We start from the raw sequence: 15581 nt of genomic DNA on the forward strand, positions 1-15581 counted from the left end.
AAAACTTTGCCGCCTAAAAAGCGGCGGCGTAAATCGAGCGAATGTCGGCGCGCGAGAGGTCGCGCGGATTGTTATCGAGCAGGCGGCGAATGGCAAAGGCGTCGTCGGCCATGGCGTCGAGATCGCTCTCCGGCACGCCAAGGCCGGAGAGCTTCATCTCGATGCCGAGCTCGGCGCAGAAAGCGTAAGCCGCATCGAAGACGGATGCTATATTCTCCGAGGTCTCGTAACCGAGCGCTTCCATCACCGCCTTCGTTTTTTCCGGGGCAGCCGGCGTGTTGAAGGCGAGCACATGCGGGAAGATCAGCGCATTGGCCGCGCCATGGGCCACGTGCCAGCGGGTGCCGAGGGGATAGGCGAGCGCATGGCCGCCGGCGGTGTTGACCGGGCCCAGGCAGAAGCCGCCGTAAAGCGAGGCGAGCGACAGGCCGGCGCGCGCCTCGGCGTCGTTGCCGTCCTTGACGGCGCGGGCGAGATATTTGCCGACGAGGCGCGCTCCCTCGATCGCATAGATATCGACCATCGGATGGGCTTTGCGGTTGGTGAAGGCCTCGACGCAATGGGCCATCGCGTCGACGCCGGTGGCGGCCGTCGTGCGGGCAGGCACGCTGAAGGTCAAGGCCGGATCGATGACGGCGATATCGGCCAGCATGTGCAGGCTTTCCACCGCAAGCTTTGCCATCGTGGCGGGATCGGTGACCAGCGCGCGGATGCCGGCCTCGCTGCCGGTGCCCGATGTCGTCGGCACCTGGGCGAGAGCGACCTTGCGCGGCCCATGCACCCTGTTCGGGCCGACGACCTCATGCAGCGTCTGCGTGGAGCCGGCAAGCACGGCCGCCAGTTTTGCCAGATCCATGGCGCTGCCGCCGCCGAAGCCGACGACCAGCTCGGCATTGGCGGCGTTTGCCGCCGCCAGGACCTTTTCGAGATTGGCCGTATCCGGTTCAGGCATCACATCGGAGAAGACTGCCACCTCACCCTTCAGCTCCAGCACGTCGATGCGCGAGGCGTTGAAGGCATCGGAGATGACAAGTGTGCGCCGATAGCCCTTATCGGCGGCCCATTTGCCGAGCTTTCCCGCCGTGCCGACGCCGAATTCGATCAGATGCGGCCGAACGATCGTGATTGGCGAACCCAAGCTGGCCATGAACCAGTCCTCCCTGCAATATCGTCGCTCTCTTTAATGTAAAGTTGTAAGATCAAAGTCAAGCCGGCATTCCAAAGGGTGGAGATTTTTATCGGCAGATATGGGCTTGCCGCGCCTTGAGACGGGGGTTCCGTGTCAGTATCAATAAATATATCAGTGGGTTATGGATTCCATATCGATGGCGACTGCAGTTCGGCGCAAAGGGCCGGCCGCCACGCCGACGGCGGTGAATAATCCGATCCTGTTGTCAACTACCATCCCGCTGCCGATCGGCGGCCGTTGTATCCTGTATCTTTCGCGTGCGATTGGATGCAGGTTTACAATTTTCCGGCTGCCGCTTTGCTCACGGCAGGGATTGCGGGGCGAGGCTGACATATTTGATGGCGCGCCGGTAGTAGGTGTAGGCGATATGGAGCGTGCCGTTGTGACCCTGGAGGACCGAGGGATAGGAGAATTCGCGGTTCAGCGAATCCTTCGAATTGTTGCTGAGGCAGAAGCCGTCGCCGGTATCGAGGTCGATGTGGTGTGGAAAGCTCTTGCCGCCATCCCGCGATATCGCCAGGCTCAGCGGCGCCCGCGGAACACCCCAAATGGCTTTGCGGCCGCCATCGGCTGCAACGACGGTCTCGCCGGCAGCGCCACCCTCGATTTCATCATAGAGCGACTGGCGCCGCGCATCCGACATGCCGGCATTCGAATGGTTGTAAACCATTGCGATTGCTCCATAATTCAGGATCGTGGCCTGGATCGAGGAGTTGTTGTTCGGCAGGTCGGTGGCTTCGGGCGCACTCCAGGTCTCGCCACCATCGGAAGATCGGCTCGACAGGATGTTTACGGCGAAACGGTTACGATAGAAGGCGATCATCTCGTCGCCGCCGAGCGGCAGGATGTTCATATGTACAGCGCCGACACTGTCCGGAATGTCCCGCATCTGCCAGCTCGCGCCGCCATCGCGCGACGTCAGCACGGCAGCCGTGTCGGCATCGCCGCTCCAGCGCTGGCCGTTCAGGCCGACGCAGCGGAATACCGGAAGCAGCCAGTCGCCCCTGCCATTGACGACGATCTGCTGGCGAACGAAGGTGCCGGGGCTGTCACAGAGGATTCGGACAGCGCCGAAGCTCCGGCCGCCATCACTTGAAATCCGGCATTTGACAATCGAACCGTCCTGATTGCCCGAGGTCTGCGAGGTATAGAGCAGCCAGATCTTTCCGTCCGGAGCATTGAAAATCAACGGATTTTGCTCGGATTTCTGCGGATCGTCGCTCATCTTTTCCGGTGCGGACCAGCACTCGGAGCCGGGCGCCAGCCGCGACATGTAAATCGAGATGTCACCCATGCCCTCCATGGTGCCGCCGAACCAGACGCAGGTCAGCGTGCCGTCTGGCAGAAAGGCAAGATTGGCCGCATGGTTCTGGATGCAAGGGGAGGGCAGGTAGGCCTCGGCGCGGCCCTCGATCGTGGGGTGAGGGGCGATGGCCCCTGTCATCAGGGCAGGAACGGCTTCCGGAGGCAGGCCGGTAAAACGCATGACGGATCTCCTCAAGGCAGCTTGGCGTAGCTATCGGCGAGTGCGGCATAGTCGGCATCGCCGAGCGGCATCAGCGGCGCGCGCGTGCGCCTCCAGGCGGGATTGCCGGTTTTCAGCCCCACCATTGCCTTGATGGTGGGGATCTGGACGTAGGAATTGGACAGCGTGCGATAGGCGTTGATGCGGGCCTGCGCCGCCTCGACATCGCCAGCACGCGTCTCGTCATGGACATGGTCGTAGACAGTGCGCAGCGAATTCGCCACGAGATTGGAGGTGGCGGTGATGCAGCCGGCCCCGCCCGCCTTCAAGAGCGGCAGCAGCAGCGGATCGGCGCCCGCCAGCACCGAAAAACTGGGATGGGCGGCGATGATTGCCTGCATGTTGTTGAAATCACCCGCAGATTCTTTGATGCCGACGACCGTTTCCGGGAAGGCGGCAATCAGCCGGCCGATCAGCGGAAGGGAGAGCGGCACGCCGGAGACCTGCGGGATATGATAGAGGATGACCTGCAGGCGGGTATCGGCGACTTTTTCCAGCACCTGCGAATAGGCGGCGAAGAGCCCATCGTCGGTGACGCCCTTGTAGTAGAAGGGCGGCAGCATCACCACCTTGGTCACGCCAAGCGACAGCGCGTGCCGGGTCAGCTCCACGGTCTCGGGGATGGCGACGACACCGGTGCCCGGCAAAAGCCTGTCGGCCGGAATGCCGGCCTTCAATGCCGCTTCCAGAATCGTGCGGCGCTCGGCTGCGGAGAAGGAATTGGCCTCGCCCGTCGTGCCGAGCAGCGCCACGCCATGACATCCCTCGGCCAGCAACTGCCGGCAATGATCGGTGAAAAGGGCGAGATCAGGTGTATTGTCTGCCGTCAGCGGCGTTGCCGATGCGCTGAAAACGCCTGTAATCCTGTGATGGCTCATTTCGCCCTCCTCGGCGCGTCCTGTCTGGGGGCGATGAACCGCCCGATGGCGCATGGAAATGTCATTCATCTGTCGTGATGGAGTGCAAAGAACTTTTCCATTGCGGCCATTTTGTCAAGAAGACAAAGTGCTGCGGTGCAGATTAGAAAACTTATCTATCTGTTATTGTTTATATATTTTTACAACGAAATTTTGTTCGGATCAAAATAACGATTTTTTGTTGACATATTTACAATAACGAGAGAACGATACGGGACGGATTGTGCTGCGCCTGGCAGGTGCAGGGAGAGCGCTGCCGAATTCACCGTGGGAGGGAATGCCATGTCTTTTGACCAAACGGATAAAACCAATCTATCGCGTCGCAACGCGCTGAAGCTCGGCCTTGCGGCCGGCGTCGGCCTGACCGTGTTCGGGATGAATGCCCGCATCGTGATGGCCGATGAAGGCCAGGTGCTGAAGGTCGCGCATCCGGCCTTCGACCAGGACTGGTCGCCGCTGCGCGGCGGCGGCAGGACGTTCCGCTGGAATTCGATCTGGTGGGCCTCGCCGATGTATTTCGACAGCCAAGGCAATATCAAGCCTTACGTCTTCACCAGCTGGGAATCGGCCGACAACACCGTCTGGACCTTCAAGATCGAACCCAAGGCCGTCTTCTCCGACGGCAGCAAGATCACCGCGGCCGACGTCAAGGGATCGTGGGAAGTCGCCTCGATGCCGAACACCAAGAACCAGCGCGCCGACCAGGTGCTGAGCAAGGTCAAGGGTTACGCCGAAATCGCTGCCGGCTCCGGCAACGAGCTGACGGGTGTCGCGACCCCCGACGAGGGAACGGTCGTCGTGACGCTGGCTGCCGCCGATCCGATCTTTTTCATGCGGCTCGCAAACCACATCGCGCCGATCACCAAGGCATCGCAGTCGCGCGGCAGCGACGGCGAGGAGATCATCGACTGGTACAAGCCGGATAGTAAGCCGGTCTTCTCCGGCCCCTTCAAGCTCACGAGCCTCGATATCGACGCCGGCAAGCTTTCTTTCGAGCCGAACGAGAATTTCTTCGGGCCGAAGCCGAAGCTTGCACGCATCGACATCACCTCGATCGAAGACAATGTCAGCGCGACGTCGCTGATCAAGTCGGGAGAGTTCAACGCCCATACCGAACTCATCACCTCGACCATCATCCAGGATCTCGGCCCGGAATTCTCGGCAGGACCACTGATTCCGACGAGCCAGCACTTCTGGTTCAACATCTCCCGTGCGCCGATGGACGATCCGAAGGTCCGCCAGGCGCTGATCATGGCGGTTGATCGCGACGGGCTGTTCAAGGCGTCCTATCCCGATGGGCCGCACAAGAAGGCCGACCAGATCCTCAATTCGGTTCCGGGCGCTGACAATTCCGGCTTCGAGCCCTATCCCTATGATCCGGAAGGCGCAAAAAAGCTGCTTGCGGAATCGACCTATGGCGGGCCGGAGCGCCTGCCGAAGATCCTGTTCGTCGGCATCTCGGGGCCGGCCATTCAAGCGGCCGCCCAGTTCATTGCCGAGCAGTGGCGCCAGAATCTCGGCATCACGGCCGTCGACATGAAGCCGCAGCAGGACTCCTATGCCGGTCCGGACCAGAACTCGGTCCAGATCTTCCGCGACGACGTCGGCACCCGCGTGCCCGATGCGGTCTCTTATCTCGCGGGTTCCATCGCCTCGACCTCATCGAACGCACAGAACAAGCTCGGCGGGTACAAGAACGACAAGGTCGACAGCGCCCTTGCCGAAGCGACGACCAAGGCTGCGGATGATCCGCAGCGCATCGCTCTCGCCCAGCAAGCCCAGAAGGCGTTCCGCGACGATTGGGCCTTCATCCCGTGGTATTCTCAGGCGATGTCGCGCTGGGCCACCAAGGACGTCAAGGGCCTGGAAAAGAACCTCGACTGGCAGGTGGTCGAACCCTGGAACATTTCCATCGGTTGATCGGCGGAAACCGTCCCTGTCGGCACTAACCCGCGCGAAGGCTGCAAGGCCTTCGCGCAAGTTTCAAGAAGAAGAGATGCGATCGCAGCCAAAAGCGGGAACGCATCGAACAACAGGTGGGAGGTGGCCTTGCTGCGCTACGTGCTAACCCGGTTTGCCATCTGGATTCCGTCGGTTCTGGTGGTGATGCTGGCCGTCTATGCGCTGGCCTTCTATGGCGCCGGCGATCCGATCAAGCTGATCTTCCTGCGCGCGCCCGGTGATGTCGCCTATAATCCGCAGCGCATCGAAGCCATTCGCGAAAGTGCCGGCCTCAACAAGCCCTTCATCGAACAGTTCGGCCTTTACATCTGGAACCTGCTGCACGGCCAGTTCGGCAATTCGCTGACCTCGGGCCGCTCCGTCTGGGCAATGGTTTCGGCGGCTGCACCCGTCTCCTTCCAGCTGGCTCTCTGTTCGATCATCCTGACAGCCGTCGTTGCGATTCCGCTCGGCATGATCGCGGCGCTGAACCAGAATTCGCGCATCGACTATGCCATTCTGGGCTCGGCGCTCTTCCTCTGGGCGATCCCGGCCTATGTCGCCGGTCCGCTGCTGATGGTCGGCCTCATCGTGCTGCTGCCGGGTGCAAGCGTGCCCTACGGCTGGGGCGGCATATTCGATGTCCGGATACTGCTGCCGCTGCTCGTCCTGTCCTTCCAGCCGATCGCGTTGATCGTGCGCCAGACGCGCGCCGCCGTCATCGAGGTGCTGTCTGAGGATTTCGTCCGGACCGCCCGCGCCAAGGGCGTGCCCGAGATCGTCGTGGCACTGCGCCATATCCTGCGGCCGGTGCTCACACCCGTCGTCACCCAGCTCGGCCTGATCATGATCACCATCGTCAACGGCGCGATCTTCGTCGAACTCGTTTTCGGCCTGCCGGGCCTTGGCCGCTTGACCGTGCAGGCGCTGATCAATTCCGATTATCCGGTCATTCTGGCCATCACGCTGATCGGATCGTTCCTGGTGATGGTGTCGAACCTGCTGGTGGATGTGCTCTACCCGCTGCTCGATCCACGCGCCAATGATTCAAGAAGGAGCCGCTGACCATGTCCGCCGTCCCTCTTTCCACCGCTGAAACCATCGAGGAGCCGCCGGTCAGCCTCTGGCGCGACGCTTGGTACCGGCTGAAGCGCAACAAGCTTGCCATCTTCGGCCTCGTCGTCGTCCTGATCCTCGCCTTCACGGCGATCTTTGGGCCCTATCTCACGCCCTACGACTATCTGAGCCAGGACCTCAACGCCCGCAACGCACTGCCGTCGATGAGTCATCTCTTCGGCACCGACGATCTCGGCCGCGACGTCTTCAGCCGTGTGGTCTTCGGCACGCGCACCGCTTTCCTCGTCGCCGTCATCGTCACCTTTTTCGCGGTGGTGATCGGCCTCACGCTCGGCGCGGTGGCCGGTTTCTTCGGCAATCCCTTCGATCGCGCCATCATGTGGCTGACCGATGTGACGATGTCGGTTCCCAACCTGCTGCTCGTCGTCGTCATCAACGCCTCGCTGAAATCGCCGATCAGCAAATGGATGGAGGCGCGCTACCTCGAGACCCTCAATCCCTTCTACCGCCAGACGATATGGGTGGATTTCATCCTCGTCTTCGGGTCGATGGCGTTGATCTCCTGGCCGCCCTATGCCCGTCTCGTCCGCGCCCAGGTGCTGTCGATCCGCAGCCGGCCCTATATCACCGCGGCCCAGGCGCTCGGCCTGTCGAACTGGATCATCATCAAGCGTTATGTCATTCCGAATGCGCTGGGGCCGTTGATCGTCTCGGTCAGCGCCGGTCTCGGCACGGCGATGGTGCTGGAAAGCGCCTTCAGCTTCCTCGGCGTGGGTGTCAATCCGCCGACGCCCAGCTGGGGCAACATGATCTCGGACGGGCTTCGCGTCTGGCAGCATTATCCGCATCTTCTCGCCGCTCCGGCGGCCGTGCTTGGCCTTGCCTCGGTTGCCTTCAGCTTCCTCGGCGACGGCCTCAACGACGCGCTCAATCCGCGGGGCAGCAAATGATGGACACCAAAAGCACCGACCGCCTGCTCGATGTCAGAGGCCTTACCGTCGAAATCGACGGCCGTAACGGCCCGGCCGTCGTCGTCGACGGCATCGATCTCCATGTCGACAAGGGCGAGACCCTCGGCGTCGTCGGCGAATCCGGCTGCGGCAAGAGCCTGACCATGTTGAGCCTGATGCGCCTGCTGCCGAACAAGATCAAGGTCACCAGGGGATCGGCGACGTTCGACGGGCGCGACCTGCAGACAATGTCCAATCGAGAGCTGCGCAAGGTGCGCGGCGGCGATATCGGCTTCGTTTTTCAGGATCCGATGACCTCGCTCAATCCCGTCATGCGCGTCGGCGACCAGATCTGCGAGCCGCTGATCTACCACCGCGGCATGAAAAAGGCCGAAGCCCGCACGCGCGCTGTCGAGCTTCTGCGCCTGGTCGGCATTCCCGGCCCGGAGGAGCGCCTGCAGGCCTATCCGCACGAACTTTCCGGCGGCATGCGCCAGCGGGTGATGATCGCGATCGGCCTTGCCTGCAACCCGAAACTTCTGATCGCCGATGAGCCGACGACGGCGCTTGACGTCACCATCCAGGCCCAGATCGTTGATCTGGTGAAGGAACTGCGCGCCAAGCTCGGCATGTCGGTGGTCTGGATCACCCATGACCTGGCGCTGATCGCCGGCCTCGTCGATCGCGTCGCCGTGCTCTATGCCGGCACCGTGGTCGAGGACGCGCCGGTCGACGAACTCTATGCCCGCCCGAGCCATCCCTATACGCGCGGTCTGCTGTCCTCGATCCCGAAACTGTCAGACCCGCCGGCAAGCCGGTTGAGCTCGATCGGCGGCACGCCGCCGGAGCCTGGCCGCCGGCCGAAGGGCTGCCCGTTTGCGCCGCGTTGTCCGCTTGTGGAAAACATCTGTCACGAGAAGGTGCCGCAACTCGAACCGCTGAGCGGCAGCAGCAATCATCGCGCCGCCTGTTTCGTCGTCCAGAGAATGCAGGAGGCCGCATGATGGGTGCCGAACCGCTGCTCAAGGTCGAAAACCTGGTCAAGCATTTCCACGTCAAGCTCGGCGCCTTCGGGGAGCGTTCGGCGACCGTTTATGCGCTCGACAATGTCAACCTCGACATCATGGAAGGCGAGACGCTGAGCCTTGTCGGTGAATCCGGCTGCGGCAAGTCCACGACCGGTTTCACCATCCTCAACCTCTACAAGGCGACCAGCGGCAAGGTCGTCTACAAGGGTCAGGATCTCGCGACGCTCGACGAAAAGCAGATGCGGCCCTTCCGCCGCGACCTGCAGATCGTCTTCCAGGATCCGTATTCGACGCTCAATCCGCGGATGACGGTGGGCGAAGCGATCGGCGAGCCGATCCTCTTCCACAAGCTCTGCACCAAGGCGGAGCTGAAGGAGAGGGTGGCGACGCTGCTCACCGATGTCGGCCTGCCCAAGCGATTTGCCCAACGTTACCCGCACGAGCTTTCCGGCGGCCAGCGCCAGCGCGTCGTCATCGCCCGCGCGCTCGCCTGCCAGCCGAAATTCATCGTCTGCGACGAGGCGATCTCGGCGCTCGACGTGTCGATCCAGGCACAGATCATCAATCTGCTGCTGGATCTGCAGGAGAAATATGGGCTGACCTATCTCTTCATCGCCCATGACCTCGCCGTGGTGCGCCACATCAGCACCCGCGTCGGCGTCATGTATCTTGGGCGGCTGGCCGAACTTGCCACCCGCGAGGAACTCTTCGACAATCCGCTGCACCCCTATACCAAAGCGCTGCTGTCGGCCGTTCCGGATACCGATCCGGAGCATGAGCGCACGCGTCAGCGCCAGATCCTGCAGGGCGACGTGCCGAGCCCGCTGAACCCGCCGTCGGGCTGCCGTTTCCACACGCGCTGCCCGATCGCCATGGATGTCTGCAGCAATATCATTCCCGCGTGGAAGGAGGCGAAACCCGGCCATCTCGTCGCCTGCCACGCCGTCAACACCGGACAGACCGCATGACGCTGAAGGCCGTTATCATCGCCGATGATCTGACGGGTGCGCTCGATACCGGCACGCCCTTCGTCGAAGCCGGCCTCTCGGTTTCGGTCGCCGTCGATGTCGAGGCTGCTCAGGATGCGGTCGCCACCGGTTGTGATGTCGTCGTCGTCAATACTGCATCGCGCGCCATTGGCGAGCGCGAAGCTGCCGAGAGGGTGCGCCACGCGACTGGGGCGCTTCGCGGCGCAAAGCCTGATATCGTCATGAAGAAGATCGACTCCCGGTTGAAGGGTAATGTCGCGGCGGAAAGCCTGGCGCTGGCGGAGGTGCTCGGCCTGGAGACCATCCTCGTGGCGCCCGCCATTCCCGATCAGGAGCGCGTGACCTACCGGGGCTGCGTCGTCGGCCGCGGCGTCGACGGGCCGCTGCCGATCGCCGATCTGTTCAAGGGCCGCGCGGGCAATGTTGCCGTTGCCGATGCGGAGGACGATATGGATCTCGACCAGATCGTTGCCGATCATGACTGGCGGCTGACACTTGCGGTGGGCGCCCGGGGTCTCGGCGCCGCACTTGCCCGCCGGCTTGGCGAAGAGGAGCGACAGCCAATGCCGGAATTTGCAGCGACCCAAGGTACGCTATTTGCCTTCGGCTCGCGCGACCCGATTACCATAGCCCAGATGGACCGGCTCGAAGCTTCGGGCGTCCTGCGCATGGTGGTGGACGCGCCGATGGGGGAGATCGAAGGCGGGGAGGGCATGGCGCTGCCGGCGCTACTGCGCTGCTCCGGCGATATGGCAGCCGATGCAGCACTGGTCGCCCACCGTTTTGCGGCAGGCGTCAAAACGGTTATCGACGATACCGGGCCTGACATGCTGATGCTCGGGGGTGGCGACACGGCGCTTGCCGTTTTCCATGCGCTCGGGGTCAGGGTGCTCGCCCCGAAGGGCGAGATCGAAGCCGGCGTGCCATGGTTCGATGTCACGGCCGCCGATGGTCGGCATTTTCGGTGCGCCGTGAAGTCCGGGGGCTTCGGCAAGCCCGATAGTTTGCTAAGACTGGTTCGTTGGAATCGGGCGGCATAGAACAGGATGAGAGCATGATGTCGTCCGAAAACGGCTCACGCTTTTCGGCATCATGCTCTAGTAAGATACCGCCGGGGAGAATGACGTGGCTGAAGTGAATGGCGAATCTTTGAACGCGGAAGCCGGCCCGCCGGGCAAGCCGGAACGCGGCAAGGCCGTCAAGTTGGTCGATCGCGTCTTCGACCAGTTGCTCGAGCGTATCCGCGGCGGAAACTATCCGCCGGATTCACGCCTTCCCGGCGAGCATGAGCTTGCCTCGATGCTGGGTGTGTCGCGGCCGATCGTCCGCGATGCGCTGGCGCGCCTGCGCGATCAGGGCATGGTCTATGCCCGGCAGGGCGCCGGCACTTTCGTCAGCGCGCATGGATCGCCGACGACGCAGCTTGCCTATTCGCCAGTCAAGACGATCGCCGATATTCAGCGCTGTTACGAATTCCGCCTGACGATCGAGCCGGCGGCGGCCTATTTCGCTGCCAAGCGCCGCAATGAGCAGGCGATCCAGAAGATCGCCAGCGCGCTTGCGGATCTGCGTGAAGCGACCAGCCATCAGCTTCACCGCACCGACGCCGATTTCATGTTCCATCGTGCCGTCACCGAAGCCGCCAACAATCATTATTACACGGCCTCGATCGATGCGCTGAAGGCCCATATCGCCGTCGGCATGCATCTCCACGGCCTCTCCCTGCTCGGCCCGCGCCAGGGGCTGGAACAGGTCTATGAAGAGCACAACGCCATCTACAAGGCGATCGCCGATGGCCGGCCTGACGATGCGCAGAGGCTGATGAAGGCGCATCTCGAAGGCTCCCGGGACCGCCTGTTCGAGGGCAGGGTGCTTGACCTGTCCTTCTGAAGCGCATTCCCAGGCGGCTATCCGCTCGAAATGAGTCAGCCGGATTTCTGCTTCTTGATGATGCTGATGTTGCCGCTCACTTCGAGGATGGCAGATTTTATCTCCGTCACGCTCTCGATACCTTCCTGGCTTCGCGCTGCCTGCATGACATCTTCCTTCTGCAGCCGGGCTCCTTTGAGCGCGCGTTCGTCGTAGACGCCATCCGTCACCAGAACGGTCGGAACGCCATCGATGATATGAGCTGCGCGAGGCCACCACCTCTTGACGTAGGACAGGCCGATGTCGGTCGTAAAGAGTGTCAGCGCGGACGCAAAAGTTCCCGGTGATGACGGGGCCGTTGCCGTGTACATCGGATGCGTAGCAGTCCAGGCGCCTTCGCCGATCAAGGGAACGAAGCGCACCCCGCCGAGATCCTCTTCCTCGAAGGCGTTGGCCCCGGTACGGGTGAGGCGTTTCAGGCGCTGCGCTTCACTACGTCCGACCGGAATGATCAGCCGCCCTCCGAGGGTCAACTGTTCTTTCAAGGCGCTTGGCACCTCGGGTGCGCTCGCAGAAACGATAATGGCATCGAACGGAGCGGCTTCCGCCCAGCCCTTGCTGCCATCGCCGACGCGAACGTCAATGTTGTCGTATTCCAGCTTCTCGAACCGTTCCTTGGCCTGAAGCGCCAGGCTTTCATGGCGCTCGATGGAATAGACGTGGCCTGCTATCCGGCTGATGAGGGCTGAAGCGTATCCGGAGCCCGTTCCGACCTCGAGCACTTTGTCGCCGGCATCCAGATCGGCCTTTTCGAGCATGAGAGCCACGATGAACGGCTGCGAAATTGTCTGGCCCTCGCCAATCGACAGCGGCGCATCCTCATAGGCGAATTCCTCGAAGCCTGGAGCGACGAATTTTTCGCGCGGCACCAGGCGCATTGCCCTGGTGACGTTTTGATCGCGAATACCACGACCTGACACCTGGTGCTCCACCATGCGTTCTCGGATGCGCGTCATGTCCACGGATCAGCTCCACTGTCGCCGATTGCACCTTGGGCAAACGTCCGGGTGGTGCAGACTGTAAAACAAATGGGCGACGAGGGAGTTCCTGCGCGGAGCAGATTTTGGCAAGCGGCGAGGGCGCGGGTGAAGCGACACCCGATGGGTCGCACTTCATCCTTGAACCCACCCCGCTACATGAAAAAGTTGCATAATGCATGTTATGGAACTAAAATATATTTTAAATTACAATAGCTTGTATTAAATCGCGCGCGACCGCCCCGCGTTCCAAGACGCTCCCCGTCACAACATATCGCAACAATAAAGCGCAAACCGCAACACCGAACCGCAGCATAATGCATCGCTCCCAGCCGACTTGCCGGTTTGCTGACGCCCTTTCCAATCATCGAAATGACGAGGCACTTTAATGTACACAAAGATAATCACGCTGGCCGCCGTGGCTTTCTCGGCCGTGCCGGCTTTTGCCGCCGATGCCGTGGTTCAAGATCCCGCTTACATCCAGCAGGCACAGACCCAGTCGGCCTTCGACTGGTCGGGATTTTATCTCGGGCTTCAAGGCGGATACACCTCGACACATGCGAGCTATCTCAACGGTTCCGAGCAGGATCTGGATGGAGGTTCGACGGGTATCTATGGTGGATATAATTTCCAGCACGGTCCCTTCGTCTTCGGTATCGAGAATGACTTCAACTACAACTGGAAGGACGGGAGCGACGTTTCCCTCAAATGGGACGGCTCGGCGCGCGGGCGCGTGGGATATGCCTTGGACCGTACGCTGATCTACGGAACCGGAGGTTTGGCCGCGGCCGGTGGAGAAGTCGACGTGCCCGGCGTTGGCAAGAAGGACGACATTCTGATCGGCTGGACAGCCGGCGGCGGCGTGGAACATGCCCTGACCGACAATATAGTGATGCGCGCCGAATATCGTTATGACGACTTCGGACGCAAGGATTTCGGCTCGGCGCTTGGCGATTTCGAGGTCAATCAGCAAAAGGTCACGGTCGGCACCAGCTTCAAATTCTGAACGTCGATCCGATCACGCCTCGACATCGGTTGAGGCGTGATCATCTCCTGGTGTGCGAATATTGGCATTGCAGGCAATCTCTGATCTAGTCTCGAACTCTCTCCGCCGGGCAGTCCAGCCGCAGGCTCCTGATATTCGAAACGAGCGAGAGCTGTATTCTCATGACCACGCACCGCTTCATTCCGACAAGCTTTCACAATGTCATCGGCTCTCTTCAGCCGGCCCTGCATATTGCCGACGGCGATACGGTCGTCACCGAGACGCTCGACGCTGCCGGGCATGACAAGGACGGTATCAAGCAGGCGCCTGGCGGCAATCCGATGAACGGCCCGATCTTCGTGGAAGGGGCTGAGCCCGGAGATGCGTTGCGAGTCGAGATCATCAGCATGACCCCGACCAGGGATACGGGTTTTACACGCAGCGTCGTCGCGGCCAATGTCGTCGATCCCGAAGCGGTTCGTGACCTGCCGCCGCGCGATGTCGCCATCTGGGCCATCGACCGCGAGGCATTGACCGTCCGGCTTTCCGAGCCCGTCTCCGGCCTCGAAAATTTCGTTCTGCCTCTCGCCCCGATGATCGGCTGTTTCGGCGTGGCGCCCAGCCTCGGCCAGGCGATATCGACCGCGACCAGCGGCGAATATGGCGGCAACATGGATTATCGGCTGTTCGGCCCGGGCACCACGGTCCGCTTCCCGGTCGCGGCGCCCGGCGCCTTGTTCTTTCTCGGTGACTGCCATGCGGTGCAAGGGGATGGCGAGATCGTCGGCACCGGTGTCGAGACCACCTTCGACGTCACGGTGCGGCTGACGGTGGAGAAGAAGGCCGGCCTGGTCTGGCCGCGCGGGGAAACCGCCGACGATATCTTCACCATCGGCAATGCCCGGCCCCTCGATCAGGCGCTCCAGCATGCGACCAGCGAAATGCTGACCTGGCTGGCATCGGACTATGGCCTGGACAGGACGGCGGCCAGCCATCTGCTCGGCCAGGTGGTGCGCTATGACGTCGGCAACGTCTTCGATCCGGCCTATACGATGGCATGCCGTGTCGCCAAGAAATGGCTGGTCGGCTGATAGAGATCATCGGAACCTACCATCCCTGGTTGGGCTCCTCTCCACGCCTGACATGATCGACTACCTCAGCCCGCGGAGCATGGGGAAGAAACAGTTCAAGAGCAGCGGAAAGGTCCGTGCGGCCGCGGCGGATTTCGCCGTCGCCGGCTTCCACTCCGATCAGGCCTTTATTGTGCACATCGGCGAGCCTGACGATCAGATCGGCGTAATTGTGCGAAAGTCCTGCGCGCGTCAGCGTTGCCGGCCAATCGGCACGCGGCAGTTCGCGTGCGACGACGCTCCGGGTCATTAACCGCCCCAAGGCCGCAGCGATCTCGAGCGCCGTGTATTCGCGCGGCCCCTCGCCATGGACGATCCGCGGCGAATGTCCATGTTCCTCGCCGGCCAGCAGAAGGTCGGCTGCCATACCGCCAATATCGGCGGCGGAGACCGTCGGGAAAGGCCGCGATAGCGGCTGGTGCATGCTCGGCATTATGCCGGTCTCGCCAGCGATCTTCAGGTAGCGTGCCCAGTTTTCCATATGTTCGGCCGAGCGCAGAAAGACCATCTCGGTAGCGCATTGCCGGAACCGTTCCTCCATCGCATGGAACAGGCTGGTAATGCCGGTATCGATCGTCAGATGTGCGCCGTAATCCGAGATCGCCAGGACGCGCGGCGGCCGGGCGGCGTCGATCGCGTCCGCCATCCGCTCGATTGATCGCAGCATCTGGCGTCTGACATCGGCAGCATGCGGATTGATTGGGCAAATGAGCTGGACGGCTGTCGCATTCCTCATCGCGCCGGCCATGGCATCGGCATCGCCAATCTCGGCAATGGCGATCTCGCATCCGAGTGCTGCAAGTGGTGCAGCCTTGCCGCGATCACGGAGCACCGCCCTGACGGGAGCGCCCTCGGCCGAAAGCTTTGTTATCGTTGCCTTGCCGACCTTGCCGGTGGCGCCGAAGATGACAAACATTGTTCTCTCCTTCGCTTGTTCGCTATCG

The 15581-nt window shown here is 61.9% G+C and carries 14 protein-coding genes and 1 pseudogene; 9 read left to right on the forward strand and 6 right to left on the reverse strand.

What is annotated here, in order from left to right:
* Nucleotides 1–13: 13 nt before the first annotated feature.
* The 3 genes from FHT75_RS10235 to FHT75_RS10245 form a co-directional block, all read right to left on the reverse strand.
* Complete coding sequence (locus tag FHT75_RS10235; RefSeq protein ID WP_097594748.1) at nt 14–1147, reverse strand: iron-containing alcohol dehydrogenase; 1134 nt, start codon at nt 1145–1147, stop codon at nt 14–16.
* Between the two features lie 343 nt (nt 1148–1490).
* On the reverse strand, nt 1491–2675 hold the full coding sequence (locus FHT75_RS10240; RefSeq protein WP_097594749.1) for a sialidase family protein: 1185 nt from the start codon (nt 2673–2675) through the stop codon (nt 1491–1493).
* Between the two features lie 11 nt (nt 2676–2686).
* A complete protein-coding gene (locus tag FHT75_RS10245) occupies nt 2687–3592 on the reverse strand; it encodes a dihydrodipicolinate synthase family protein (protein ID WP_028757420.1) in 906 nt (301 codons plus the stop codon).
* Between the two features lie 321 nt (nt 3593–3913).
* On the opposite strand from FHT75_RS10245, the gene FHT75_RS10250 reads away from it, so the two are divergent.
* The 7 genes from FHT75_RS10250 (at nt 3914) to FHT75_RS10280 (ending at nt 11506) form a co-directional block, all read left to right on the forward strand.
* Complete coding sequence (locus FHT75_RS10250) at nt 3914–5551, forward strand: ABC transporter substrate-binding protein (RefSeq protein WP_097594750.1); 1638 nt, start codon at nt 3914–3916, stop codon at nt 5549–5551.
* A 129-nt stretch (nt 5552–5680) separates the two neighbouring features.
* Nucleotides 5681–6637: an ABC transporter permease gene (locus tag FHT75_RS10255; RefSeq protein WP_047613496.1), complete on the forward strand. Its 957-nt coding sequence runs from the start codon at nt 5681–5683 to the stop codon at nt 6635–6637.
* 2 nt (nt 6638–6639) lie between these two features.
* Nucleotides 6640–7599 carry an ABC transporter permease gene (locus FHT75_RS10260; protein ID WP_047613218.1) on the forward strand — a complete coding sequence of 320 codons (960 nt, stop codon included), beginning with the start codon at nt 6640–6642 and terminating at the stop codon, nt 7597–7599.
* The gene (locus FHT75_RS10265; protein ID WP_097594751.1) at nt 7596–8603 is read left to right on the forward strand and encodes an ABC transporter ATP-binding protein; all 1008 of its coding nucleotides are present in this window, start codon (nt 7596–7598) and stop codon (nt 8601–8603) included. The genes FHT75_RS10260 and FHT75_RS10265 overlap by 4 nt, the downstream gene beginning before the upstream one ends.
* On the forward strand, nt 8603–9595 hold the full coding sequence (locus FHT75_RS10270; protein WP_047613214.1) for an ABC transporter ATP-binding protein: 993 nt from the start codon (nt 8603–8605) through the stop codon (nt 9593–9595). Before FHT75_RS10265 ends, FHT75_RS10270 begins: the two co-directional genes overlap by 1 nt.
* A complete protein-coding gene (locus FHT75_RS10275) occupies nt 9592–10656 on the forward strand; it encodes a four-carbon acid sugar kinase family protein (RefSeq protein WP_047613213.1) in 1065 nt (354 codons plus the stop codon). The genes FHT75_RS10270 and FHT75_RS10275 overlap by 4 nt, the downstream gene beginning before the upstream one ends.
* Before the next feature lie 85 nt (nt 10657–10741).
* Nucleotides 10742–11506, forward strand: coding sequence for a FadR/GntR family transcriptional regulator (locus tag FHT75_RS10280; protein WP_047613211.1), 765 nt, complete (start codon nt 10742–10744; stop codon nt 11504–11506).
* Between the two features lie 35 nt (nt 11507–11541).
* Here FHT75_RS10280 and FHT75_RS36370 read toward each other — a convergent pair whose 3' ends face one another.
* Entirely contained in the window at nt 11542–11808 is a 267-nt protein-coding gene (locus FHT75_RS36370) for a YetF domain-containing protein (RefSeq protein WP_409527366.1), read from the reverse strand.
* Nucleotides 11809–11814: 6 nt separating this feature from the next.
* A pseudogene (locus FHT75_RS10285) lies at nt 11815–12507 on the reverse strand (protein-L-isoaspartate(D-aspartate) O-methyltransferase); the annotation flags it as partial.
* Between the two features lie 403 nt (nt 12508–12910).
* Here FHT75_RS10285 and FHT75_RS10290 point away from each other — a divergent pair.
* Complete coding sequence (locus FHT75_RS10290) at nt 12911–13528, forward strand: outer membrane protein (protein ID WP_047613209.1); 618 nt, start codon at nt 12911–12913, stop codon at nt 13526–13528.
* A 161-nt stretch (nt 13529–13689) separates the two neighbouring features.
* Nucleotides 13690–14598, forward strand: a complete 909-nt coding sequence (locus FHT75_RS10295) for an acetamidase/formamidase family protein (protein ID WP_047613208.1) — start codon at nt 13690–13692, stop codon at nt 14596–14598.
* A 16-nt stretch (nt 14599–14614) separates the two neighbouring features.
* Here FHT75_RS10295 and FHT75_RS10300 read toward each other — a convergent pair whose 3' ends face one another.
* On the reverse strand, nt 14615–15553 hold the full coding sequence (locus FHT75_RS10300; RefSeq protein ID WP_097594753.1) for an NAD(P)H-binding protein: 939 nt from the start codon (nt 15551–15553) through the stop codon (nt 14615–14617).
* Between the last annotated feature and the right edge of the window lie 28 nt (nt 15554–15581).

The sequence above is a fragment of the Rhizobium sp. BK112 genome (genome assembly GCF_014193215.1).
GTDB classification, from domain to species: Bacteria; Pseudomonadota; Alphaproteobacteria; order Rhizobiales; family Rhizobiaceae; genus Rhizobium; species Rhizobium anhuiense.

Bases quoted from the DNA above. Each gene is read 5' to 3' on its own strand.
- FHT75_RS10275 (WP_047613213.1), top strand. From the start codon at position 9,592: ATGACGCTGAAGGCCGTTATCATCGCCGATGATCTGACGGGTGCGCTC.
- FHT75_RS10290 (WP_047613209.1), top strand. From the start codon at position 12,911: ATGTACACAAAGATAATCACGCTGGCCGCCGTGGCTTTCTCGGCCGTG.
- FHT75_RS10300 (WP_097594753.1), bottom strand. From the start codon at position 15,553: ATGTTTGTCATCTTCGGCGCCACCGGCAAGGTCGGCAAGGCAACGATA.
- FHT75_RS10240 (WP_097594749.1), bottom strand. From the start codon at position 2,675: ATGCGTTTTACCGGCCTGCCTCCGGAAGCCGTTCCTGCCCTGATGACA.
- FHT75_RS10265 (WP_097594751.1), top strand. From the start codon at position 7,596: ATGATGGACACCAAAAGCACCGACCGCCTGCTCGATGTCAGAGGCCTT.
- FHT75_RS10235 (WP_097594748.1), bottom strand. From the start codon at position 1,147: ATGGCCAGCTTGGGTTCGCCAATCACGATCGTTCGGCCGCATCTGATC.
- FHT75_RS10295 (WP_047613208.1), top strand. From the start codon at position 13,690: ATGACCACGCACCGCTTCATTCCGACAAGCTTTCACAATGTCATCGGC.
- FHT75_RS10260 (WP_047613218.1), top strand. From the start codon at position 6,640: ATGTCCGCCGTCCCTCTTTCCACCGCTGAAACCATCGAGGAGCCGCCG.
- FHT75_RS10270 (WP_047613214.1), top strand. From the start codon at position 8,603: ATGGGTGCCGAACCGCTGCTCAAGGTCGAAAACCTGGTCAAGCATTTC.
- FHT75_RS10250 (WP_097594750.1), top strand. From the start codon at position 3,914: ATGTCTTTTGACCAAACGGATAAAACCAATCTATCGCGTCGCAACGCG.
- FHT75_RS10245 (WP_028757420.1), bottom strand. From the start codon at position 3,592: ATGAGCCATCACAGGATTACAGGCGTTTTCAGCGCATCGGCAACGCCG.